General features: G+C 48.4%; 15 protein-coding genes. 5 read left to right on the top strand and 10 right to left on the bottom strand.

Going from position 1 to position 23,828, the window contains the following annotated elements; genetic code table 11:
- Positions 1–27 precede the first annotated feature (27 nt).
- The 3 genes from BM159_RS00700 to BM159_RS00690 form a co-directional block, all read right to left on the bottom strand.
- Complete coding sequence (locus tag BM159_RS00700) at positions 28–3,897, bottom strand: CHAT domain-containing protein (protein ID WP_093912347.1); 3,870 nt, start codon at positions 3,895–3,897, stop codon at positions 28–30.
- 52 nt (positions 3,898–3,949) lie between these two features.
- The gene (locus BM159_RS00695; RefSeq protein WP_093912346.1) at positions 3,950–4,897 is read right to left on the bottom strand and encodes a hypothetical protein; all 948 of its coding nucleotides are present in this window, start codon (positions 4,895–4,897) and stop codon (positions 3,950–3,952) included.
- Positions 4,898–4,994: 97 nt separating this feature from the next.
- Positions 4,995–6,455: a CHASE2 domain-containing protein gene (locus tag BM159_RS00690; RefSeq protein WP_177205834.1), complete on the bottom strand. Its 1,461-nt coding sequence runs from the start codon at positions 6,453–6,455 to the stop codon at positions 4,995–4,997.
- A 291-nt stretch (positions 6,456–6,746) separates the two neighbouring features.
- On the opposite strand from BM159_RS00690, the gene BM159_RS00685 reads away from it, so the two are divergent.
- Positions 6,747–7,229, top strand: coding sequence for a hypothetical protein (locus tag BM159_RS00685; RefSeq protein WP_093912344.1), 483 nt, complete (start codon positions 6,747–6,749; stop codon positions 7,227–7,229).
- 71 nt (positions 7,230–7,300) lie between these two features.
- Here BM159_RS00685 and BM159_RS00680 read toward each other — a convergent pair whose 3' ends face one another.
- The 4 genes from BM159_RS00680 to BM159_RS00665 all read right to left on the bottom strand — a co-directional run bounded on the left by BM159_RS00680 (position 7,301) and on the right by BM159_RS00665 (position 12,431).
- Positions 7,301–8,410, bottom strand: coding sequence for an ABC transporter ATP-binding protein (locus BM159_RS00680; RefSeq protein WP_093912343.1), 1,110 nt, complete (start codon positions 8,408–8,410; stop codon positions 7,301–7,303).
- A 3-nt stretch (positions 8,411–8,413) separates the two neighbouring features.
- Positions 8,414–10,138 carry an ABC transporter permease gene (locus tag BM159_RS00675; protein ID WP_093912342.1) on the bottom strand — a complete coding sequence of 575 codons (1,725 nt, stop codon included), beginning with the start codon at positions 10,136–10,138 and terminating at the stop codon, positions 8,414–8,416.
- The gene (locus BM159_RS00670) at positions 10,135–11,226 is read right to left on the bottom strand and encodes an ABC transporter ATP-binding protein (protein WP_093912341.1); all 1,092 of its coding nucleotides are present in this window, start codon (positions 11,224–11,226) and stop codon (positions 10,135–10,137) included. Before BM159_RS00670 ends, BM159_RS00675 begins: the two co-directional genes overlap by 4 nt.
- A gap of 155 nt (positions 11,227–11,381) precedes the next feature.
- Positions 11,382–12,431 carry an ABC transporter substrate-binding protein gene (locus BM159_RS00665; protein WP_093912340.1) on the bottom strand — a complete coding sequence of 350 codons (1,050 nt, stop codon included), beginning with the start codon at positions 12,429–12,431 and terminating at the stop codon, positions 11,382–11,384.
- Positions 12,432–12,810: 379 nt separating this feature from the next.
- On the opposite strand from BM159_RS00665, the gene BM159_RS00660 reads away from it, so the two are divergent.
- Positions 12,811–15,621, top strand: a complete 2,811-nt coding sequence (locus BM159_RS00660) for a YadA-like family protein (RefSeq protein WP_093912339.1) — start codon at positions 12,811–12,813, stop codon at positions 15,619–15,621.
- A 188-nt stretch (positions 15,622–15,809) separates the two neighbouring features.
- Here the strand turns inward: BM159_RS00660 and BM159_RS11785 are convergent, their stop codons facing one another.
- Positions 15,810–16,190 carry a hypothetical protein gene (locus tag BM159_RS11785; protein WP_143089366.1) on the bottom strand — a complete coding sequence of 127 codons (381 nt, stop codon included), beginning with the start codon at positions 16,188–16,190 and terminating at the stop codon, positions 15,810–15,812.
- A gap of 508 nt (positions 16,191–16,698) precedes the next feature.
- Positions 16,699–18,210, bottom strand: coding sequence for a DNA primase family protein (locus tag BM159_RS00650; protein ID WP_093912337.1), 1,512 nt, complete (start codon positions 18,208–18,210; stop codon positions 16,699–16,701).
- 327 nt (positions 18,211–18,537) lie between these two features.
- Here BM159_RS00650 and BM159_RS00645 point away from each other — a divergent pair, with 327 nt between their 5' ends.
- A complete protein-coding gene (locus BM159_RS00645; protein ID WP_093912336.1) occupies positions 18,538–19,008 on the top strand; it encodes a low molecular weight protein-tyrosine-phosphatase in 471 nt (156 codons plus the stop codon).
- Between the two features lie 43 nt (positions 19,009–19,051).
- Here BM159_RS00645 and BM159_RS00640 read toward each other — a convergent pair whose 3' ends face one another.
- Positions 19,052–19,969 carry a hypothetical protein gene (locus tag BM159_RS00640; RefSeq protein ID WP_093912335.1) on the bottom strand — a complete coding sequence of 306 codons (918 nt, stop codon included), beginning with the start codon at positions 19,967–19,969 and terminating at the stop codon, positions 19,052–19,054.
- A 328-nt stretch (positions 19,970–20,297) separates the two neighbouring features.
- Here BM159_RS00640 and leuS point away from each other — a divergent pair, with 328 nt between their 5' ends.
- Both leuS and BM159_RS00630 read left to right on the top strand, forming a co-directional pair.
- Positions 20,298–22,784 carry a leucine--tRNA ligase gene (gene leuS, locus BM159_RS00635; protein WP_093912334.1) on the top strand — a complete coding sequence of 829 codons (2,487 nt, stop codon included), beginning with the start codon at positions 20,298–20,300 and terminating at the stop codon, positions 22,782–22,784.
- Positions 22,785–23,102: 318 nt separating this feature from the next.
- Positions 23,103–23,756, top strand: a complete 654-nt coding sequence (locus BM159_RS00630; protein WP_093912333.1) for a ComEA family DNA-binding protein — start codon at positions 23,103–23,105, stop codon at positions 23,754–23,756.
- Positions 23,757–23,828: the final 72 nt, after the last annotated feature.

Here is a 23,828-nt window from a genome sequence, read left to right as displayed (position 1 = left end):
CTTTTATAGTACTGAAAACCAAATTCTCTAAATCCCATACAACAGGAACGCCGACCACACTGACGGGCTGCTGAACCTTTTGTGTCGCAAAAATTCCCGTTTCGTATCGTTTAACGCTTTCACCTGCGGTACGCCCCGGCTCAGTTTTTCAAAAAACGCCTTTGAAAATTCCGCCGTGGAATCGTCTTCCACCTTCCACAGGCTCATCACCGTATTCTGGTTGCCTGCCAAAGTCAGCGCATACGGTATGCCTACGATGCCTTCACCAACCTGGTATTTCCCACGCCCGGATTCACACGCCGACAGATAGACTAAATCACTGTTGAGTTTGTACCCCATCCATTCGCCGACAGTAACGTAACCGTCGTTCCCGAATCCTTTATTCTTCTGCGCCGCATCCTGGCTTAATACAATAGAGCTGAATTCCGGGAACTCCGGTACGAACAGCCCGTGCGTCGCAAACAAAAGATACTTATATTTTCCGAGTTCTCCATTTTTATCTAAGGATTTTAAATTACTTTCGGAAGCATTTTTTCCTTTAAAAGTAATTTGCCTGTCTTTTGCAAACAACGTGGAGACTCCGTTTAGTTCTTTCCCGGTTCCGGGAAGGTCATTCCATTTCAATCCTGACAGGATATCCGGCGGTACTATGCCGGAATTTCCTTTCTGATGAACCGCCTGCACAGACTTATCCAGATCCTGCATACTGCTGCGCTTTTTGGCAGATGCAAAGCCGCCGTAATCAGGGCAGCCCATCGCAAACAGTTCTTTACGGTCTAATGTTTGAGACCGTCCTGCTGCAAGGTCCTTCATCATCTTCATCACGGATAAAGACGGGACGTAACTGACATCTTTCGAATCAATAATTGCTTTTCCATTGTATACAAGCGTCTCAAACGGTACGTTGTTCAACGCCCCGTCGGGAGAGATGATCCATCTGGATGCAGACGCCGGTATCACGTCTTTAACCGGCGCGATCAGGCTTTTGCTTATCCTGGCAGCTAACTCCCGCCGCGCATTTTCAAACTCTTCCGCAGTTCTGACGCGGCTTGCGCCCGGTTCTTTATATTCGTTATCCGTTACAATTCTGTAACTTCCGTCCTGCCTTTTCCACAGATATTTATCTTCCCCCTGCATACCTTCAAGAGAAGGATAAGAAAGTATATCGTGATAAATGTGACAGTTATCAAAAAAGCTTTTATCAACCGGTATCGGAACTGCTTTAACAGTTCCGCCACGACTGGCAATGCAGGCCAGAAGCAGATTATCCTGATTATCCTCCCGCAACACGGTAAAGTCAATGAAACAGGCATCTTGGGGAATGGCCTGAAGTTTTTGCAGGATATCCGAATTATTTGTTAAACTGAAACCGCCAAAACGTATGACTTCAGGGTGTTTCTCATTTAAACTGGCTATGCAGCGCCAATACTTATCAAGCTGCCTCATTTTTGAAACGGTTAAACTTAAGTAGAAATCACTATCTCCATCTTGTTTGGCCGTTTCCATATCTCTGTCATGAATCCGTATTGTTTTTAAAAGGTCATCCACCTCTTTTTGCTCTTCATCACTGATTCCGTCTGCGTGCAGCATCATCTGTTCATGATACCGCTCTGTCAAAATCCTTGCCTTGCAAAGATCCATCAGTTTTAATATTTCAGTTCCTTTACTTTCATCTGCGAGATATAAAGAGGCCAGTTCTCTGTAAACGGGAACCATAGTAACAAACCATTGCGAAAGTTTTTCATCTCTCTTAATATCAATTTGACGGACTTTCTCAAGTGCCTGCAGCATTTCTATATATTTATCTGCAGCAAATTCTGTCTGGCCCGAATTCCTGTATGAATTGGCCAAAATATGCACCGCTTTTATATGGTCCTGATTGAGTTGCCCCATTTTAAAATGATTTGGGCTATACCTGCTGACCTCATCACATAAACTGATTGCTTTTGCATAGTCACCGTTTAATTCATATGCTTCCGCCAGATTTATCATCAGGTCCCATAGCTTTGCATTGTCCGTTCCATGGCTTTTATAAGAACGGACTACTTCTTCATATATACTTATGGCCGGATCAAATTTCTTTTCCCGGCAATAGTCCTGCGCTAACCTTGCCCGGGCATCCAGTTCTTCAAGTGAATTATTGCCAAACACGGTTCCGCAAACAGTCAGGGCCTGTTCGTCCAGTTCCTTTGCTTCTTTGGCTTTGCCCGATTCCCTGTACGCATCAGCCAGCGTATGTAACGCGTTCACAGTACATGGGTGCATCTCACCGTAACGCCCACGGCTTTTTTGCAATACAATAGCAGCTAATTCCAGCGAATCTTCCAAACAATTAAGTTTTAAATATGTGTTACAGAGATCGCACAACGTACGCAGCGTTACATGATGGGTATCGCCGAACTTTTCCATACACACGGCAACTGATTTCAAATCATATTTCAGGGCCAGTCCTAAAAGGTTATTCATTTTAAACCATCGTTCAAATGCGCGGTCTGTATTCAACCTGCGTAACGCAGCTGCTGTTCCATTGCCGTTTACTATCAGAGAACTGAGATTAAATTTATCATTGTCATCCTTCAATATTAATTTAGTAAATATATATTGAGAAAGACCAATGTCACTTCTGACCGGATCTTCTTTCGGCAATACCTGTTTTGCGACAGGATTAATTTTCCCTAATAATGCCCCCGCTTCATTATAGTTTCCCAATTTACTATATATACGGGCAAGCGCATTAAAACCGGAGAGTGCCTGTGGGGAATCCTTACCGTATTTTGCTGACCGGATCTCTGTCATTTCCTTAAAGATTCTTTCACTGTCACGATATTTTCCCGCGACTTCATATTCTCTTCCCAGAATATCCATCAGGGACAGTGCTTCGTCACTTGTTTTTCCAAAAGTGTCCTGAACTAAAGGTAATAATCTTTTACTTTCAGAGATTGTCCGGGCGTTCTCACCCAGGATACTGTAACAGTCTGCCAGCATGATCTCCCGTTTCAATATATCCATACGTCTGTCAGGATAAAACTTTTGCAGAAGGTTTATCTGGTTTTTAATCCGAAATGCTTTTAGGTTTATATTACTTTCCTGTTCCAAAGCCCGAAACATAATTTTTAACATTTGTTGGAGTTCATCCTCATACGTTTCAGGTTTTACGCCCGCCGTCATTATTTCCAGTTCTTTAAAACTATCTAAATAATAATTTTTCTCGTTTTCCGCAAAAGCCGCGCGCATGATTTGTGTTAAATCCTCGGAAGCGTGCCTTAACCCATAGTCCCGGAAGCCATCGCCGTATTTTGTTCTTTCTATACGTTCTAAAATATCTTGTATAAAGGTATGTTCAGGCACACCCATATTAAAAACACCAGGTAACGATTCTACAGCCAGAATTAATGAATGATTTTTATTACTGTATATTTTTTCTAAATCAGTCACAAGCTTTAAAAACGCTGTCCGGCTGAAATTAACAGCACTGTCCAGTCTGTCCTCAGCCTTCAGCTTTATGGCTTTTGCCTGAACAGGATTTTTAACTTTCTTCTCATATTCCGCGTGCCTGTGATTTACATAATCCTTAATACCCTTGTCAGTATTTACATCATACTTTTGCATTTGTTTTTTACCGTCACGTAAATAACGGGGCAAAGGCTGTAAATCAAAAAAGGGACTGACATCTTTATAGAACTTTGATTTTGCTTCAAGGGCTTTCTCAATTGCAACCATTTCGTCAGGCTGTATATCGTCAGATTGTACAATGTTTGCTTCTGATACAGGCTTTTTATTTTCCTGCTGAATTACTGACGTCGCATCTTTTGTTTCAGCATAAGCAGACGTTGGTACATTCAATATGTTAATAGCCAGACAAAACGCGAGTAATCCGTATTGAAAACGCAATTTCAAACGCCCCTTTCTAACACAGTGGTTCCAGCCTGCAATTTTTGCGCAAAATCATTTATTGATTTTGATTCATTTCCTGATCCAGGTGTCTTTTGCACCGTTGCAGCAAATACTGTGCCTGCTTCTCATTAGCTCCCAGATTCTCAAACGCTCCAAGCCACTGTGAACTCAGCCAGTACAAATTGACTTTATCCGGGAAGCTGTCGCTGATCAATTGTACAAGAAGAGCCTTCCTTGAAATGCGTTCTTCCTCTGTTAACTTCATTTTGTCAAGCTCCGCAAGTTTCGCCATCACTTCTGTTTCTGTCTGTGAATCAAGAACCGTAAATTTAAATTCGGTATATTCCCCATCATAACCCCATGAATACGGAACATTTGCTTCCAGTTTAATATCGGCCGGAACAATGCTCAGGCCATTGAGATTTTTGATATTCTTTTCATAAATTTTATTTCCGTTTCCGTCAATAATGGCAAATGTTTCATGATTTGCATTTTTCCATGCAAAATTCACTTCCTGGTTCTTTAAGAGCGTAACGTTCCAGCCCGGCCGGGGCGTAAGGCTTTGTGCTGCTTTTTTCAGGCTGCCGTCACCGGCAGGAGATGCCGGTCCACGGGTTCCGCCATAAACAAAACCTTCCACATTTTTCGGAGCGGAACAAAATGGTCCCAGCGAATTCAGTACCACATTACTTATTTGCGATGCCCCCGTAGGCGGCTCATATATAATGATACAAGCATTAGAATCTAAATTTACCACCCTCGCATATTCTTTACATGTTATTGAAAATTTCTGCGTATCTCCCATAATTATATCGCCATTATACAACAGCCTTTTTGAACCTTTTGGCTGCAAACCTTCAGGATGTATGATCTTAACTTCATTCGCAATATCATCATAGTTTACAAATTCGGCAACCTCATCTTCCGCAAAAGCAACGGAACATGTCATACATGCAATCACCGTAAGGATGCAAAAGAGTGCTCTTAAGTTAAGTTTCTTCATAATTTCGTACACCTCCGTTTTTAATATATTTATGAAATACAAAAACTTTTTTAATATAACAACGTATTTTTACAGCATCTGTAAAGCGTTTGATTAATCACCGACCGGCGCGCTGCTGTATTTTGGTAAAAAATACAGACAACCATAAACGCAATGCCCCTATGCTGGCAAAAGCCCAGCTGATATAAACAAATTCATTTGTCTGACAAAAATACAAAAAGGAACAGGGAACGAAAATCAATGTCAGAAGTGTAAGGAAATATTTAACTAAATATGAAGGTAAAAGCGCATACCCATAGGCGGTCAGCAGAATTAGTAATATATCAACCATTACTTGCCTGCCGGTTGTTGTAAGATGCGGCTGCGTTTCTCCCATGGCTGTCGCAATACTGTTTGCATGAACATACATTCCCGCCATTATGCCAACCGGAGTACTGTGGAAATCTTTACAGTCCGGATCGTCTCTTCCGATAATTACAATCTTATCTTTAAACTTAATATATTCATTATCTATATGGGAACTGTCTCTCATCCAGCTGCCGATATGATCACTGCTTATAGTCCTTTTATCAATCGGATCCTGCATAAGGGTGTATTGTATCCTGTTATATTGCAGATGTTCCGAATCCCTGACGGAAGCATTATTTTTATAGTTCTCCCTGTAAAACGTAAAGGCCCCGCTGCGATCCGGCAATTCGAGGATGAATTCTTCATCATCAATGTTAAACCTGTCTCTTTTCAAAATATCTTCTCTCAGTTTTACAAGCTGCTGTCCGTCTCCGTAAAACAGGCTTAATGCAGTCATTGGAACTGACCAGAGCACATCGGCTATTTTTCCTTTATTATCCTGGTCTTTTAATCCCTCATAGGGCATCCAGAAACGGGCGCGGGAATCACTGCCTCTTGTAAACTTCGGGGTAACTGCAAATATTTTATGATTATCAATGATTGACTCCCCTTTTGATGAAAATATGATATCCTTCAGCTTTCCGTCTATTTCATATGTTTCAAACGGAAGTAAAACCTTTGTCTGCGACCCGGCATCGTTCTTTATCTCATTGAGTAAATCCTCTAATGTCCTGTCCCTGCTTAATCCGTCTTTTGCTGTAACATCGCCCGCCAACGGCTTCGCCGGGGCTGGAGAGTAATCACGTTCAGAAAACAGCATATCCAGATAGATAACTTTGGCACCGCCCTTATAGGCAATATTAACCAGGTCAGCCACTTTATCCCGCGGTGTAATAACAGGGCGTCCCAATGTCTTAAATGCCTGCCTGTCAAAACGCAAAAACACAATATTATCTGAAACTTTTTTTGCATCACTCTTTTTTAAACCGGGCAATACATTTTGTAATATAAATTTATTGCTGTCTATTTCAAATCTCCAGGCAATGTACTTATCGAACCAGGAATTAATCACTGCCTGGCGCGCTGCTGTATTTTGGAGCAAAATAAAGACAACCATAAACCCGATGCCAAGGACAAGATTAAACAGAAACTCATGTTGTTTGGCTTTCGGCCATTTTCTAAAATTTAAATACTGTGCTATCTTATTCATTTTCATTAATTTAATCACCAGCCCTGTTAAAAGCTGCAACTACATTCCTTGCAGTTACATTTCAGTTCATTTTATTTTAATATCCAACTTATAATTTATCAATTTTATTATATTATATGAAGTTTCTTTTTACAAGCATAGATATAGAGGGCGATGTTATGAAAACTAAATTTTGTGTCGATAACTGGTATTACATAAAATAATCGTTACGTTTATGCTAACTTGTGATATAATTTAATAAAGAGTTCATGTAGTGTTCTCAGGGTTAAAAATCTGAAAGGGGTGTGTTTTATGAAACATGTAGTTAAAAAATCCATGATGGTTGCAGGCGTTCTGGCCTGTCTGTTTGCTTCCACGGCTTTCGCGCAAACGGTAACGACGACTCCGGAGCAGGATAAAGCGACCCAGGCCGCGGCATTACAGGAAAACAAGGACTATGACGCAGCGCACGGCTACAAGAATGAAGCGGCCGCAGTGATCAAAGAAGAAATTGCGGAAAAGAAGGCGGAAAAGGTAGCTGCTGACAAGAACGCCGCATGGGAAAAGGACAAAGCAACCCAGGCTGAGGCGGTAAAGGAAAACAAAGATTTCGACAAGGCCCACGGTTATACAAACGGCGCGCCGGCTGAACCCGCGGCCGCCCCTGCGGTTGAGAAAGTTGCCGCTCCGGCTGATGAAAGCTGGAAAGAAGCGGTAGCTAAAGACAAAGCGACCCAGGAAGCAGCACTGGAAGCCAACAAAGAATATGACGCTTCCCACGGTTATAAAAACTGATAGTTGGGTAAAATAAAAACAGGCGACTGAACGTCGCCTGTTTTTATTTTGATGTTATACTAACTTCCGTTTTACACTAACTGCCGTTTAGCCCGTTCCGCTTCGGCGCTTTCATCTTCTTCCGGATACCACATGACGTGAGTAAAGTCCACATAACATTCTTCGCCTTTGCCGAAGGCAATGCGGTGCGGCGTCTGGATCTTCAGAAGCTGGTCGCCCATCGGTACCAGATACTCGGTGGTATCGGTCAGGAACACGCGGCTGTAAATGTGGGTCTTGAAGCCGTGGTCCCGGTTCAGGTCGATGGCGTTGGGCCGGGTGGCTACCACCATTTCCCTCTCGGCATGTTCCGGAATGGCCAGCGGCAGCGGGTTCTGCATATCGCCCCGGGCATAGACCTGGCCGTGATTCAGCACTACGTGCAGGAAGGTGGACTGGCCCAGGAAGTTGTGCACGAAACGGTTCACCGGTTTGTTGTACAGATTGGACGGGGTGTCGATCTGCATGATGTTGCCCATGTCGCAGACCATCATCCGGTCGGAGATGGCCATGGCTTCGCTCTGGTCATGGGTTACGAAGATAACGGTGAAACCGAACTTGCGCTGCAGGGCCTTGATTTCGAAACGCATGCTTTCACGCAGTTTGGGATCCAGGTTGGACAGCGGTTCGTCCAGCAGCATGACCTTGGGGTTGGTGACGATGGCACGGGCTAAGGCGATACGCTGCTGCTGTCCGCCGGACAGGTCGGAAGGATACACGTCTTCCATGTTGTCCAGACTGGTGTGATGCAGCGCTTCCTTTACCCGTTTGCGGATCTCGTCGTGAGGAACCTTTTTGATCTGCAGGGGGAAAGCCACGTTATCAAAAATATTCATGTGGGGCCAGACTGCGAAAGCCTGGAACACCATGCCCAGTCCCCGCTTTTCCGGAGGAACGTAGAGGTTTTTTTCTTTGATGGAAACCGGCTGGCCGCAGAGGTGGATCTCACCTTCCGACAGGTCTTCGAAGCCTGCGATCATACGCAGGGTCGTAGTCTTGCCGCAGCCGGAGGGGCCTAAGAACGAGAAGCATTCGCCCTCGTGGATGTTGAGATTGAAATCGTTTACCGCCGTTACCGTGCCCAGGGTCTTGGTGGTAAAACGTTTGGTTACATGTTTTAAGATAATCTGATCTTCCGCCATGTTTTACACACCCTTTCTGTCTTTGGTAATCTGGGTTACGATAAAGTTGCAGACGATAATGATGAGGATCGCGATGGCAGCCAGCGCGGATGCCTGGGGAATCTGACCGGAGTCACGCAGTGCGAAGATCTGCACGCCCAGGGTACGGGTGTAAGGACCGTACAACAGGATGGACGTGGTCAGCTCGCGCATGGAGGGCAGGAAAATCAGGAAGAAGCCTGCCACCATGGCGGGACGGATCAACGGCAGCGTTACGTCTTTCAGGGATTCCGTATGGGACGCGCCGCAGGCCCTTGCCGCTTCTTCCAGGGAAGGATGCACCTGCTGCAGCGAGGCGGAGGCGCTCTTCATGGAGAAGGACAGGTAACGGGCCATGTAGGCTACCAGGATGATCCAGATCGTGTTGTAGAGGCTGATGCCCCATAGCGCGCCGGACCAAGCCAGGATTACACCGATAGCCAGCACGGTGCCGGGAATGGAATAAGGAAGCACGGAGAGCATTTCCAAAATTTCTTTCCCTTTGGGTTTGATCTTAATAACAACATACGCCACCATAACGCCCAGGAACATACAGATGACACCGGCGGAGATGGACAGGAACAGGGAATTGCGGATGGAATCCATGGTCGCCTTGCTGGTTGCCAGATTCTGAAAGTTTTCCAGCGTAAAGTTTTCCGGGATAAGCGGCAGGCCATAGGCTTTGACCAGGCCTTCCAGGAAAATCATGACCAGAGGAACCAGAACGATGACGATCAGGGTGATGACCGATAAGAACAGCAACGGATATTTTGCGCCGCGCAGTTTGATCAGGGTAGGACGCATGCTCTTGCCCTTGATGATGTCGTAGGAACCGGAGCTGAGGACAATCTTCTGTAAAATCAGCGCCATGGCTACGACAAATACCAGCAGGATGGAGAGGGCCGCGCCCTGACGGATGCCTTCAAAACTGCCGCCCGCCCGGTCGATGCAGGCGTAAATTACGGTGGGCAGTGTGTAGATCTGTTTGGAGAAGCCTAAGATAGCCGGAACACCGAAGTGTGCCAGGGAGGAGATCAGGATCAGCAGGGCGCCGGCGGAAATGGCCGGGGTTACCAGCGGGATCGTGATCTTACGGATAACCGTACCCTGCGAGGCGCCAGCGATACGGGCGGATTCTTCCAGCGTGGGGTCCATGCGTTCCAGGGCGGAAACCACCTGCATGAACACGAAGGGGAAGTAGTAGGAAACTTCCACGAAGATGATGCCCCACAGGGAGTTGATGTTCAGCGGGGCGGTTTCAAAGCCGAAGGTGTTCATCAGCCAGGTGTTCACATAGCCGCCGCGTCCGGACAGCAGCATGTCCCATGCCATGGCCCCGAAGAAAGGCGGGAACATGTAAGGGATCATGAACAGGGCCCGCATGAGGCCTTTGCAGGGGATGTCGCTGCGGCCCAGCAGCCAGGCGTAGAACAGGCCCACGATGGTGCCGAAGACGGTCACAGCAACGCCGATGATGACGGTGTTGGTCATGGCCTCCACATTATCTTTGCTGAACACGACGGTCTGGAACATTTCAATGTCGAACCGTCCTTCAAAGAAGAACGCATTGTACACGATCATGAAGATGGGGATGAATACGATGACGAACAGCAGGACAAAGCTGACCAGGGTCATGGCCTTATCCAGTCCGAAGGTTGCGCCGTCCAGAGCAGCTAAGTCTGACGTTTTGCGTGATTTGCCGATATTCATGCGTTGCCTCCTTTCTGCTCTTTAGCCGGATAATAACGGGGCTGCAGAAAACGCAGGCCGACTTCCTGTCCTTCCTTCACTTCGCCGTGCTGGATTACGTCCAGGGCGTTTTGCTGTACCCGCAGGTCCCGGTTGCCTAACTGGATAAAGTAGTTGTATTCGCTGCCCAGAAAGACGGAACTGCGGACTTTCGCGCGGATGGGGGACGTATTGTCGAAGGCGATATCGTTGGAACGTACGCCCATTTCCATTTTCTGCCCGCTGGCGAAAATGTCCATGGGGCAGTCATCCAGCGGATATTTTTCGCCTACGTCGATATAGGCGCGGCCGTTCTGCTGCACCAGGGAAAGGAAATTGGATACGCCGATAAACTCAAAGACAAAACGGTTGGCGGGACGCAGGATGATATCCTCGTCGGCGCCCAGCTGGCACAGATTGCCTTCGTAATCCATGATTGCCATTCTGTCGCAGAGCTGCAGCGCCGCTTCCTGGTCGTGGGTGATGTACAGGATGGTGGTGCCGATATCGTGCTGGATCACCCGGATCTCCTGTAGCATTTCTTCCCGGAGTTTGGCGTCCAGGTTGGTGATGGGTTCGTCCATGACGATAACTTCGTCGCTGCTTACCAGCGCACGGGCGATGGCCACGCGCTGCTGCTGCCCGCCGGAAAGCTGGCTGGGCAGATGATTTTCATATCCTACCATGCGGACCTGTTCCAGGGCATGTTTGGCCCGGCGGGCCATTTCGTCCCGGTTCATCCGCATCTTCTTCATAGGATACAGAATATTTTCCAAAACGGTCAGATGGGGCCAGACTGCGTAATCCTGGAATACCACGCCGATGTGGCGGCGTTCGGGGGGGACGTCGATCCGGTCTTTGGCGCTGAATACACAGCGGTCACCCACATAGATGGCGCCTGTCTCGGGTTTGATAAAACCTAACAGGCAGCGCACCAGGGTGGTCTTGCCGCAGCCGGAAGGACCTACCAGGCACATAATCTGGCTTTCTTCCACGGTGAGGGAAAAATTTTTCAGGATGCATTTATCCCCGTAGTGGAACGTGATGTTTTCAAAACGGACATCAGCCATAGGTCTTCCTCCTGATGGTGAAATAGAAAAATGGTGAAGGCAGGTTATCCCCTGTCTTCACCATGAGGTTTCAGGAGACACTTGTTAGATCAGTGCTTCCTTAGAATCGGAAAGGCGTCAACTAAATTGCTGCCTTTTGCAATTAACGTTACGGATTATTTTTTCTTGAAGATGCCGTCAAACTGTTTCAGCATATCTTTGGAACCGGTTGCCAGTGCCTGCAGGTCAACCTTCATAGCGCGTTTGGCAATGGTTTCGGCGCTTTCGCCCTTCTGTTTTACGTCTTTGCGGACGGACAGCAGGTTGTTGGCAACCAGAACTTCCTGGCCTTCCTTGGAGAGGATGAAGTCAATCAGCAGTTTGCCGTTCTTTTCATTCTTGGCGCCTTTAACCAGAGCCACGGGGCTGAAAATGGAAACGATATCTTTATCCAGATATACGAAGTCGATAGTGGAGCCTTTGGCTTTCAGGTTGTTGGTAACATAGTCCAGGCACATGCCGACTTTGTAAGCGCCGGCCGCGATCTGGTTGTGGGAAGCGGTGGTGCCTGACTGCAGTTCCGTGCCGTTAGCTTTCAGTTTTTCAAAGAAAGCAGGGCCGTAATCCTTGTTGGCCATCAATGCGCCAACCGCGTATTTGGTGGTGCCGGCAGTGCCCGGGTCGGTCATAACGATCTGGCCTTTCCATTTCGGATCCAGTAAATCGTTCCAGGTCTTGGGGGCTTCTTCCTTCTTAACTTTGGTGGTGTTGTAGGCGATGCCCATGTTCATCATACGGGCGCCGGTGTAGAAACCTTCCGGATCGATAAAGGCCTTATCGATGTTCTTGGCTTCCGGAGATTCATATTTCTGGAGGATCTTCCCGTCGGCTTTGAATCCGATATAGTCGGCAGGGTCGCCAACCCAGATTACGTCAGCAGCAACCTGGCCGCCTTTTGCTTCGGTGAAGATTTTGGTTTTAACTTTGCCGGTGCCTGCGAAGTAATAATCCATCTTAATGTTGGGATATTTCTTCTCAAAGGCTTTTTTAACCGCGTTCAGCTGGTCTTCCTGCATGGACGAATACAGCATTACGGTATCGGTGGCAGCTGCCGCTTTCGGAGCGTCTTTCTTCGGGGCGTCAGCCTTTTTGTCCCCGCCGCCGCAACCGGCCATCATGAGAGCCATAACCAGCATCAGGGAACCAGCAACATACGTTTTTTTCATAAAACTTCTCCTCCTTGATTTTTAAAATTTTAATACGATTTTAAAATTATCATAAGGGTAATGTAAACTTATGGGAAGTTTACTCTATTATTATAACGCATGCCCATAAATGATTCAATGATTTGTGTGGGTTTTGGAAAACTTTTCCTGCAAATTTTTTCTTTGAATCATAGCGCTATAAGGAAAAGGCTCTGCTTAACGAATTGTCACATACGAAACATAATTCCAAAAGAAAACTATACAATTCCTGAAAAATGTTAAAAAAATTGTGATATTCACGAAGATAAAATATAATTAAACTGAAGTATTATATTCATAATCAATATAATAGATTAGCATAAATATAGCATGTTTTTTTCAAATAACAGGAGGTACAGCCATGACAAATTTCCGGACAACCAACAAAAAACAACTGGCAGCACGGGTGTTGTGCGGTCTGCTGCTGAGTACGTATCTGACAGGGGCATACAGCCTGCCTGTGGCGTGGGGCGCTGACAATGAAGGTACTGCCAAAGTTTCAGGAAGCGGTAATGTTTTTGGGACAGCAGTAATCAATGTTTCTGCCTGGGGCTCAAATACCAAAGCAGAACGTAATAATGCCACGGCATTCGGTTTCCAAGCATGGGCTACTGGCGATGATTCCACAGCGTTCGGAATTGGGACAGAAGCACGCGGTTTAGCTTCCACGGCGTTCGGAAGTGAGGCAAACGCCTTCGGCGATTATTCCACGGCGTTTGGAGCTTCGACAACAGCAAACGGTGAAGGGTCCACGGCGTTTGGTATGAGAACAGAAGCCGTCGGCGATTATTCCACGGCGTTCGGTTATGTCGGGACAAAAAAAAGTGGTTATGATGCGCCCAGCATTAAAGCAGCCGAGATTGGCACTACGGCTTACGGATATGCTACGTTAGGCGGAGCCATTTCGGCAGAAGGGGGAGGCGCTACAGCCTTTGGCAGCGCTACGATGGGCGGAAAGATATCAGCCGGAACCGGAGGAGGGGCGAACGATAAGGAAGGCGCTACAGCCTTTGGACGTGCTTACGGAGAAAAAGGTCAGATATTAGCAACGGAAATGGGTGCGACAGCTTTTGGCGCTGCCAGCGACGGTGCCATTAAAGCAGAAGAGTGGGGCGCAACAGCCTTTGGTCGCACTAATGAAGGCGGAAGCATTTCTGCGAGCGGGAGAGGTGCTACAGCGTCTGGCTATGCTGAAGAAGGCGGAAGCATTTCTGCAGAAGCCGAAGGCGCTACCGCGTTTGGCTATGCATCTGGCGGAGGTAGTAAAATTACGGCCAGCGGCAAAGGTGCCACGGCGTTCGGTGAGGGAACAACGGCCAAAGGCGAAGGCGCTACGGCCTTCGGAAGCGGTACGGTTGCCGAGGGTGAGTATGCCACGGCGTTTGGCAGTGGAACAACGGCCAGCAATAATTATTCCACGGCCTGGGGCAATGGTACAAAGGCCACCGAAAGTGCTTCTACAGCGTTCGGTGCTTTTACAGAAGCCGGCGGAGTATGGTCAACGGCATTTGGAAATGGCTCGATAGCCGGCGGGTTAGCTTCAACGGCCTTCGGAAGTGGTACGGCTGCCAAGGGTGAGTATGCCACGGCCTTTGGAAGAGAGACAGAAGCCAGCGGATCAGGCGCTACTGCTTGGGGCGGTTACCACGATGGCTCTAATTATGTCAAAGGCGGCACTGCCAGCGGGTTAGCTTCTACGGCCTTTGGTATTAAAACAGAAGCCAGTGGTGTGGCTTCCACGGCCTGGAGCCACAAGTCGGTAGCCGGCGGTGATTATTCCACGGCGTTTGGTGATTCGTCCCAGGCGATGGCGGAAAACTCCCTGGCAGCTTTAGGCGGCGTCGTTGACACAGGAGCGGATAATTCTGCTGCCGTCGGCAAGGGAGCTAAAGTTACCGTAGCGGATGCGGTGGCCTTGGGCAGCGGATCAGTGGCTTTCCGTACAGCGGGCGCGACGGATGCTTACCGGAAAACAGACAGTGATACAGGGAGTGCCTGGATATCTACTGCGAATGATATTGCAGTAGGCTATATTGACAGCAGTGATGATACCAAGAGTATTACCCGCCAGATTACCGGTGTGGCGGCAGGCTCCAAGGATACCGATGCCGTGAACGTGGCGCAGCTGAAAAAGGTGGCGGAAGGGGCAGTATATACGGCCGGAAAAGGTGTTTCCATAGCAGATAATGAAATCAGCGTAAAAGCAGACACCAAAGATTTTGCTTTTGATTCTTCCGGAACACTGACTTTGAAGAAAGACGGAAAAGTGGAATCCGGCAACACAGGCGTAGTGACCGGCGGCACGGTGTATGAAGCGTTACAGTTACAGTCTGCTGCGATTGACGGAAAGGCAAATAAATCGTTGGATAATATTACCGATTCCGGGAAAACCGTAGTCCGTGACCTGGCCAAAGAGGCCGTAAAAGTAGTAGACGGCACAAATACTACTGTAACAGACGGCACTGACGGAAATGCAAAAACTTATGCGGTAAACGTGGTTACCAATGGCACGATTGCTTCCGGTGATACCGGCATCGTAACAGGCGGTACGGTATTTACGGAGACCCGGGTAAGTGCTGACGGCAATTATATTAAAGCGGCTGACAGCACGGCAGATAACCTGACTGCATTGGATACTCAGGTAAAGAAGAATGAAGATGCCATCGGCACAACGGCAGACGGCAATTATGTGAAGGCGTCGAACAGCGTCGGTGAAAACCTGGGCGCGCTGGATGCGGAAATAGCGGCTCTGGCAGGCGGCGCAGGAGCTGGCATTGATGAACTCAGCCACCGCATTAGCAATGTGGACAGCAAGGTGGAAAAAGTGGGCGCCGGCGCGGCAGCTCTGGCAGCCCTGCATCCGATGGACACGGACGGCAAGTTCAGCGCGGCGGCAGGCTTCGGTAATTACCGGAGTGCCAACGCCATGGCGTTAGGCCTGTTCTACCGTCCCAACGACCAGGTGCTGTTCAGCATGGGCGGCAGTATGGGCAACGGAGAAAACCTGTTGAATGTTGGCGTGAGCTTCGCGCTGGACAAAGGCGTTTCCACCAGCAAGGCGGCCATGGCCAGGAAGATCGTGAGCCTTACGGAAGAAAATGCGCAGCAGGCGGCAAAGATTGAAACATTGGAAGCCAGGCTGGCGGCGCTTGAGGCGAAGCTGGGAAAATAACAAACATTAACAAGGTTCGCTGCTGCATTTGTTCAATAAATAAGCATTTAAGAAACCATTGATTATTTTTCATAGCGCCTGCATAATGTGGGCGCTTTTTGTTTGACAAAGATTTTTTACGCAAAGGACAATAAAACACCCCTGTCTGCCGTTACATCAGAAGCGGCAGGCAGGGGTGTTTGCAGTTCTTATCGTCTTGCGCCCCGATAATCGTGATGTTTTGGCGGCATGTGCCGCACCGGGCCATGTGATTTAAAAGCCTGTTTGTGGGATTTCATATGGTGGGCCGGAACATGCCTGACGGGAGTCCACGTATGGGAAATGGGGCCTCTGGTATGCATGGCAGGTCTGTGCAGGTCATGCCGATGGTGCAACTGTTTTTTAAAGTGCTTGTGACCGTGTTTCTGAACCGGTTTGTAATGACGGTACAGCGGGCGTTTCACCTCCTGCTGTGCCTGCGCGAGGCTCATGCGGCCATTGGAGGCTTCACTGATTCCCGGTAAAAACGAAGTGGCAAGAAAAGCGGCCATACATGCGGCTGTTACTATTTTTTTAAAGTTGAATTTCATCTTGTTTCGCCTCCTTTAAATCGTTTGCGTTGTTTTAAATAATTTGCCGGATTGATTCAATCCTGGTTCGTTGTGTTTATAGTAATAGAAAAAAAGGGCGAAAGCTTGACGGAAATATGTATTTTTTGTGTTCGTTTTTGCAGGGATGTTATTAAAATAGAGCATTAAATACACGAAGTACATGAAAAGTACATGTATCAAATCCAGCATCACTGCCGGCTTTTACAATCCGGATGTACTTAGTGTACTTTTTTTATACATCATTTCTGTAAAAGATGTGTTATATGGAATAGAGTAAGGGAAAAAGTACATTAAATACATTGCATATCTGCAAACCGCATGAATACTGGAATAGCATCGATGTACTTTTTTCAGAAAAAGTGCATTGCCCATTGAAAAAGTACACGAATGATGCAAAAAGTACATTTGGCTCCTGAACATTTCCCTGATGCCTGCAACATATTGAACACATAAAACGCGCAGGCAAATTTCAAAACGGCAGCCTGTTTCAGCGCAAACATAAATTGTCATAACCAAAACCGGTTGCCCGGCGTATTTTCATTTTCCCGTGCAGATGCATGGCTTCGGTAAAACTTTTGCGCTGCCAGCCGTGGCTGCCGTTTTTGGACAACCAGTTGTTGAAATCTTCCAGCGCCCGGCTGAATTTCAGAAAACCCAGGCTGGGTTCCGTCCGTTCGTCCAGCCACTGCTGCAGCAAATCGCTTTCTTCATAATAGGAAGCAGCGGCTTTGGCCACTTCGTCCGGCACATCGTTGTCCAGTCCTTCTGCGAACCAGAGTTTTGCGCCTTCCACGCACCAGGCAAGGCAGGCGTTCAGGTTTTCCGGCTGCAGCAGTTTCTGTTTTAACCTGGTGTCCCGGTTTTTAATTTGCGCTGTAAAAGGAACGATCACCAGACGGCGGCGGATACCTTTGTCCATGGCGTCGGCAATGGCAGGCAGATGGTTGGTCTGTAGGATCAGTTTGAAAGCAGGGCGGAACTCAAACGGCTCTGCGTTAAGATGCCGGGCCGTCAGCGTATCGCCGCCGGTGAGGAGTTTTACCTTTGCTTCGTCCAGACGGCGGTTGGCATTGCTTTCGCTGGATAGTACATACCGCTTGCCGGGCAGTTTGGCGAATTCCGGGGTAGGGCGCTGCCCGTCTGTCACGCAGGCGTTAGCCAGCAGCGTGTCGATGGACAGGGTGGACTTGTAATCGCTGATGGCAGCCGCAATGGTTTCAAAGAACGTGCCCTTGCCGCTGCCGCCGGGTCCGCAGGCAATGACGAACTTTTCTTCTTCCGTGCTGCCGGTGAGGCAGTAGCCCATAAACTTCTGCATCCAGCGGCGGACCGCCGGATCGGGCAGGATGGTGCTGACGGTCTGCAGCCAGAGGTTTTGAGAGGAATCGTTTTGGGTTGTTTCCTGTGTCCTGTTTTCAAAACAGCTGTTTTTTTCCGGAGAAATAGTATCTTTTGTTTCTTCTATTGCAACTGGTTTCTCTTCGCTGAAATCAGAAAAAGATTCGTTTGTGACAGCATTTTCCTCATAACTTGCGGCGCAGATTTTTGTCAGCAGATCGTTTTTGTCAAACGGCTGCAACGTACCGGTGGCCAGGTTCATCGTGCCGTTCTGAACATTCAGCAGAAACGGATTCGCGTCAAACGCTGCAAAGTCCGTTGCGTTGCTGCCCTGCCAGTAGTTTACGGTATCTTTAAAACTGTGCAGGGATTCCGATTTTCGCAGCCAGTCCAAAACGTAAGCGCGGTGCTTTTGTTCTGTCGGGTCCAATGTCTGGGGCAGGCTGCGAATGGCGGAAGCCAGCTGCCGGCAGGCGTTCACCGATGCGTTGCGGAGCGCCGCGCCGGTTTCTTCCTGCCAGCGCTGTCCGTTCCAGTGCATCCACCGGTTGATCTGCGGAACAAATTTCCAATCGCCGCCAATCAGGGCGTGGAGCCGTTCCGCGTTGCCCGGATTGGTGCAGGGCAGGTTCATCAGGTGCTTGATCTGGGTTTGGTTCATTGGTATATGGTCCTCCTAAAAGTATTCTGGTTCACTTTTATAATCCCGTGAGACGAAAAAAACGAAACCACAATTTGCAAAAAAATTACCCCTCTACTTACTATCTCCGCAAGGGGTACCAAAATCTGTAGTGTTTTTTTGATTTTTTTTAAAATGTTACAAAAAAAGTGAAAAGTGTTTACAGTTTTTTATGCGAATTAGCACTGGATGTTTTAACGGGTTTGCGATACAATTATCTGCGAAGTCTGTTAAAATTAATTTGATTTGCGGAGAATGAAATAAATTTTTCAGCATTTTAACTTTTTTGCGGAAAGGAAACTGTACCCGATGATTAATATCTTGTTTGTCTGCCATGGTAACATCTGCCGTTCGCCCATGGCGGAGTTTGTCATGAAAGATATGGTGCGCAGGGCCGGTCTGGAAAAAATGTTTGTGATTGATTCCAAAGCAGCACGGCGGGATGAATTGGGAAATGATACCCATTACGGCACGAAAGCCAAACTGCGGCAGATGGGAATCCCTTTTGCAAAACGCAGGGCCACGCTGTTAACAAAAGAAGATTATGCCGCCTATGATTACCTGGTTGCCATGGATGCGGAAAACATCCGTGATATGCTGCGGCTGTTTGGCGGTGACCCGGATAAAAAAATAACAAGGCTGTTACGTTTTGCCGGGGAAAACCGGGAAGTGGCGGACCCCTGGTACACGGGGAATTTTGATGAGACCTATGACGATGTGGTTAAAGGATGCAGGGGATTGTTGCAATTTATAATTAAAAACGGAACGCCCATCCTGTAAACAGGGTGGGCGTTTTTCCTTGAATGCCTGTGTATATTATTTTTTAGTTTATCTTCCGGACCAGGGGATTGCCCAGCACGGCCCGTCCGTTTACACGGAATACATCCCAGTGGCCCTCAAACAGGCTGTGGACCAGCTTTCCGTCAATATTGTCCACGGCATGCAGCTGGAAATAAACACGGCAGACCCCGCCGGATCTGTCGCAGTTCAGCACCCTGACTTCCTGGCTGACCGTGGTCGCGAAGCCGGACTGCCATCCGTTAAAGCCGACCTGGCTTTTCCATGCTTCGGAAAACATGTTGTAGGCTTCGTCATAATACTTATGATTCAGGTTGTAATAGAAGGTGCGGACCCGCTCCATCGCCTGTTCGGAAGTGAAATCCGCTTCGGGCTTCACATCAGCAGGGGAAAAGTCACCGTTCCGGATGAGGAAATTCAGTTCGTCCAGCGTATTAATTACCAGTTCGCAGTTTTTCTTTTCATAGAGATAGTCATGATAGTGGGTCGCATTCGCACCGGAAGCGGTGAAAAGACCTTCATCTACAATATATCCTGCTTTTGCTATGGAATACAGGGCGTACACATGGAAATGATGGGTGGTCCCTTCCCACCAGCCCGCGTTTACGTCCTTATCACGGGTATCATTGGGAACGGCAAAGTGCAGGATGCTCAGGCAGTCACCGGGATTTTTTTGCTGATCAAGCAGCTTCGGCACGACTTCGTCCGCGTTTTCCAGAAGAGCCGCCCGTCCATTGCGGAGATCCGCGGTAATACAGCCTTTTGTGGTAAAGGCTACAAAACGGTGATTGTAATTGCCGTAGCTGGTCTTTGTGACATAAACGCCGGGAAATCCCAGTTTTGCCAGTTCCGCTGCCGCAGCGTCCTCTCGGGGACCGGCTTCCACAGCCATGGAAAGGATAAGCAACAATGAACAGGCGATGACAGCAAAAAGGTGTTTCATAAGAGAGTCCCTCCTTTTCCCGCAGCAGTTAGATCAGGCAGTTAGTATTATAGCATTCGTTCGCCAACACGGCAGCGTTTAGGTGTTTATCTGATTACTATTATACATGAAATCGTTACCGGAGTGTTGACAGATTTCGGAATTTCCGCTGTGAACCGGACGGATTTTTTTCTTTCAATATTATTAAAATTGACGAATACTGTGTAGAGTTGTATAATTTAATAGTTACAGCGATGTTCAGGAATATTCATCAGGATATGATGGAACAAAGCCATGGGACGGATGAAAAAATTTTTAATTAGTTACTTAAACCCGGGAGGTTATAAATATGATGGAAGAAAAATATGCTCCCCATGCCATAGAAAAGAAATGGCAGCAGTACTGGGAAGAGCACGACACCTTTAAACGCGAGATTGATACGGCCAAACCCAAATCCTATGTGTTGGAGATGTTCCCGTATCCCTCCGGCAATCTGCATATGGGCCACGTGCGCAACTATTCCATTGGCGACGTGGTTGCCCGTTTCCGTACCATGCGGGGCTTTAATGTATTGCACCCCATGGGCTTTGACTCCTTTGGCATGCCGGCGGAAAATGCAGCCATCGAGCATGGGATCCCTCCCAAGAAATGGACGCTGGAAAATATTGAAAACATGACCCGCCAGTTAAAACAGCTGGGTCTTTCCTACGACTGGAACCGGGAAGCCATTACCTGTAAGCCGGATTATTACAAATGGACGGAATGGTTCTTCGAATTGTTCTACAAACGCGGCCTGGCGGTGAAGAAGAATTCTTCCGTAAACTGGTGCGACCACTGCAACACGGTGCTGGCCAACGAGCAGGTAGAAGACGGAAAATGCTGGCGCTGCAAACATGAAGTACACAAGAAACAGCTGAGCCAGTGGTTCTTCAAGATTACCGATTACGCGGACGAGCTGCTGAAGGATCTGGAAAAGATTCCCGGCTGGCCGGAACGCGTTAAGGTAATGCAGGAAAACTGGATTGGCCGCAGCGAAGGCCTGGAATTCAGTTTTGACGTGCCGGCACTGAACGAAAAGCTGCCGGTTTACACCACCCGTCCGGACACCATCCAGGGCGTAACCTTTGTGGTCGTTCCGCCGGAGCATCCGATTGTGGAAAAAATGCTGCAGGGCAATCCCCGTGAGGCGGAGCTGCGTGAGTTCTGCGATAAAGTACGCAACACCAGCGATATCGAGCGTACCTCCAGCACCAGCGAAAAGCTGGGCATGTACACGGGCTTTGACTGCGTGCATCCCCTGACAGGGCACAAGGTACAGATCTGGATTACCAACTACGTGCTGTTTGATTACGGTACCGGTGCGGTTATGGGCGTGCCCACCCACGATTCCCGTGACTGGCAGTTTGCTGCCAAATATAATATTCCCAAGATTCTGGTTATCCAGCCCAAAGACAAAGAACTGAAGCTGGAAGATATGACGGATGCCTACGAAGAAGACGGCATCATGGTGAACAGCGGCAAGTTCGACGGCATGACCAACACGGAAGCCATGTCCGCCGTCAGCGATGAGATCGAACGCATCGGCGCAGGCAAACGCCGCGTTAACTACCGCCTCCGCGACTGGCTGATTTCCCGTCAGCGTTACTGGGGCGCTCCCATTCCCATCATTTACTGCCCCAACTGCGGCGAAGTGCTGGTACCGGAAGAAGACCTGCCGGTACTGCTGCCGGAAGACGTGAAATTTGATGCAGGCGCCAAGTCCCCGCTGGCTACCAGCGAGAGCTTCCTGCATTGCAAGTGCCCGAAATGCGGCGCGGACGCTACCCGTGAGACGGACACCATGGACACCTTCCTGTGTTCTTCCTGGTACTTCCTGCGTTACACCGACCCGAAGAATGACAAGGCTCCCTTTGCCAAGGAAGCCAATGCCTATTGGGGCCCGGTTGACCAGTACATCGGCGGGATCGAACACGCTATCCTCCATCTGCTGTACTCCCGTTTCTTCCTGAAAGTGCTGCGGGATGCCGGCATGGTGGACTACGACGAACCCTTTACCAACCTGCTGACCCAGGGCATGGTAATCAAAGACGGGGCCAAGATGAGCAAATCGCTGGGCAACGTGGTATCCCCGGAAGAGATTCTGGAAAAATACGGCGCCGACACGGCCCGCCTCTTCATCCTGTTCGCCGCTCCCCCGGAACGTGAGCTGGACTGGAGCGATTCCGGCGTGGAAGGCAGCTTCCGTTTTATTAACCGCGTATGGCGTATCATCTGGCATTACAAAGATGTTGTGGCGCAGAAAGTTACCTCTTATGACGCTGCAGGTCTGGATGAAGCGGATAAGGAACTGCGCCGTGCATTAAATGCTTCCATTAAGAAAGTTACGGAAGACGTGGAGCAGCGTTTCAACTTCAACACGGCTATCAGCTCACTCATGGAACTGGTGAATGCCATGTACGCCTATAAGGACGGCAAGCAGGAATGCAATGCAGGCCTGGTTTACGAAACCGTGAAGGACCTGTTGCTGTTGCTGGCTCCCTTTGTTCCCCATGTTACGGAAGAACTGTGGCATGGCGTAATCGATGAAAACACCAGCGTACACGACCAGTCCTGGCCGGCTTACGATGAATCGGCGCTGAAAGTTGACAATGTGGAAATCGTTCTGCAGATCAACGGCAAAGTGCGTGGCCGTCTGGTGGTCCCGTCCGAAGCATCCAAAGAGGAACTGGAAAAAGTCGCCCTGGCCGATGAGCGGATCAAATCCCTGATCGGTGAAGGGACCGTGCGCAAGGTAATCGCGGTTCCCGGCAGACTGGTAAATATTGTGGTAAAATAAAAAACTGAGTTTTTAAAAATTGAATTTCTGAGAATAAGCAGGCCTGTAGCCGTTCTGCAGGCCTGCGCACTTTTGTTCTTTACCGATCTTGCTGATGATTGGAAAGGGTTAACGGATTCCTGCGCAAACGGGCGCGGGGAGCCGGCGCTTTCTCTTCATGAACAGGATGGGTAAAGGGAAAAAGAGGCGCGTATTGTTTGTGAATATTCTTGTTGCGAATAGAATAAGGCGAATGGAATTTCTGTATCGGCATACCCGAAACGGTATGTTGCAGAGATTCCATTCGTCTTTTTTGTTTTGGGGAAAGGACGTGAAAACATGGAAAAACGAACTTTGCAAAAACTTGGACTTCTCTGTGCCAGTGTGGCCTTGTGCAGTGCTGCGTCCTGGTGGAGCGGTAATAGTAATGAAGAAGCAGACCGGCAGGTGAAGAAGCTGACGGAGCAACCGGTAGTGGAACAGATGCAGGAAATAAAGATCACAGTGTGTGTCAGCGGGGCCGTGGCAAAGCCGGGTCTTTATGAAGTGACAAAGGGCAGTCGGGCGCAGCAGGTCATCGAGCTGGCAGGCGGTGTGACGGAAGAAGCGGACATGGACAGGGTCAACCTGGCCCAGTTGTGCAAGGACGGCGGGCACATCAAAGTGCCACGGCTGTCAAAGGCAAGAATGAAAAAGAAGATGGAAGATAAGGCTATGGTGAACGATTCAAATCTGACGGGCGATGCAAAAAATGTGACTGATTTACAGAAGAATCATGGTCCGGACAGGAATATTTCCGGGGAAATGCTGGTCAGTCTGAACTCCGCATCCGAAACGGAACTTACGCAGCTCCCCGGAGTGGGAGCAGCAACGGCCCGGCGTATCATTTCTTTCCGCAAACGGCAGGGGTTTCAACGGGTAGAAGAATTGATGAAGGTTCCCGGAATCGGCCCGGCAAAATTCGAAAAGATGAAACCCTATCTGGTGCTGTAAAGCAATTAGCGTAGAAAGGACATATAGATGTTAAGAAAGGAGATGGCATTTGTTCACATACTGGCTGCTCCT

This window comes from Succiniclasticum ruminis DSM 9236 (assembly GCF_900112895.1).
GTDB classification, from domain to species: domain Bacteria; phylum Bacillota; class Negativicutes; order Acidaminococcales; family Acidaminococcaceae; genus Succiniclasticum; species Succiniclasticum ruminis.
This window is presented reverse-complemented; position numbering and strand designations above follow the sequence as displayed.

Coding starts and splice junctions, on each gene's coding strand:
- BM159_RS00650 (WP_093912337.1), bottom strand. CDS start 18,210: ATGAACCAAACCCAGATCAAGCACCTGATGAACCTGCCCTGCACCAAT.
- BM159_RS00665 (WP_093912340.1), bottom strand. CDS start 12,431: ATGAAAAAAACGTATGTTGCTGGTTCCCTGATGCTGGTTATGGCTCTC.
- BM159_RS00660 (WP_093912339.1), top strand. CDS start 12,811: ATGACAAATTTCCGGACAACCAACAAAAAACAACTGGCAGCACGGGTG.
- BM159_RS00640 (WP_093912335.1), bottom strand. CDS start 19,969: ATGAAACACCTTTTTGCTGTCATCGCCTGTTCATTGTTGCTTATCCTT.
- BM159_RS11785 (WP_143089366.1), bottom strand. CDS start 16,190: ATGAAATTCAACTTTAAAAAAATAGTAACAGCCGCATGTATGGCCGCT.
- BM159_RS00645 (WP_093912336.1), top strand. CDS start 18,538: ATGATTAATATCTTGTTTGTCTGCCATGGTAACATCTGCCGTTCGCCC.
- BM159_RS00690 (WP_177205834.1), bottom strand. CDS start 6,455: ATGAATAAGATAGCACAGTATTTAAATTTTAGAAAATGGCCGAAAGCC.
- BM159_RS00680 (WP_093912343.1), bottom strand. CDS start 8,410: ATGGCGGAAGATCAGATTATCTTAAAACATGTAACCAAACGTTTTACC.
- leuS (WP_093912334.1), top strand. CDS start 20,298: ATGATGGAAGAAAAATATGCTCCCCATGCCATAGAAAAGAAATGGCAG.
- BM159_RS00695 (WP_093912346.1), bottom strand. CDS start 4,897: ATGAAGAAACTTAACTTAAGAGCACTCTTTTGCATCCTTACGGTGATT.
- BM159_RS00670 (WP_093912341.1), bottom strand. CDS start 11,226: ATGGCTGATGTCCGTTTTGAAAACATCACGTTCCACTACGGGGATAAA.
- BM159_RS00685 (WP_093912344.1), top strand. CDS start 6,747: ATGAAACATGTAGTTAAAAAATCCATGATGGTTGCAGGCGTTCTGGCC.
- BM159_RS00630 (WP_093912333.1), top strand. CDS start 23,103: ATGGAAAAACGAACTTTGCAAAAACTTGGACTTCTCTGTGCCAGTGTG.
- BM159_RS00675 (WP_093912342.1), bottom strand. CDS start 10,138: ATGAATATCGGCAAATCACGCAAAACGTCAGACTTAGCTGCTCTGGAC.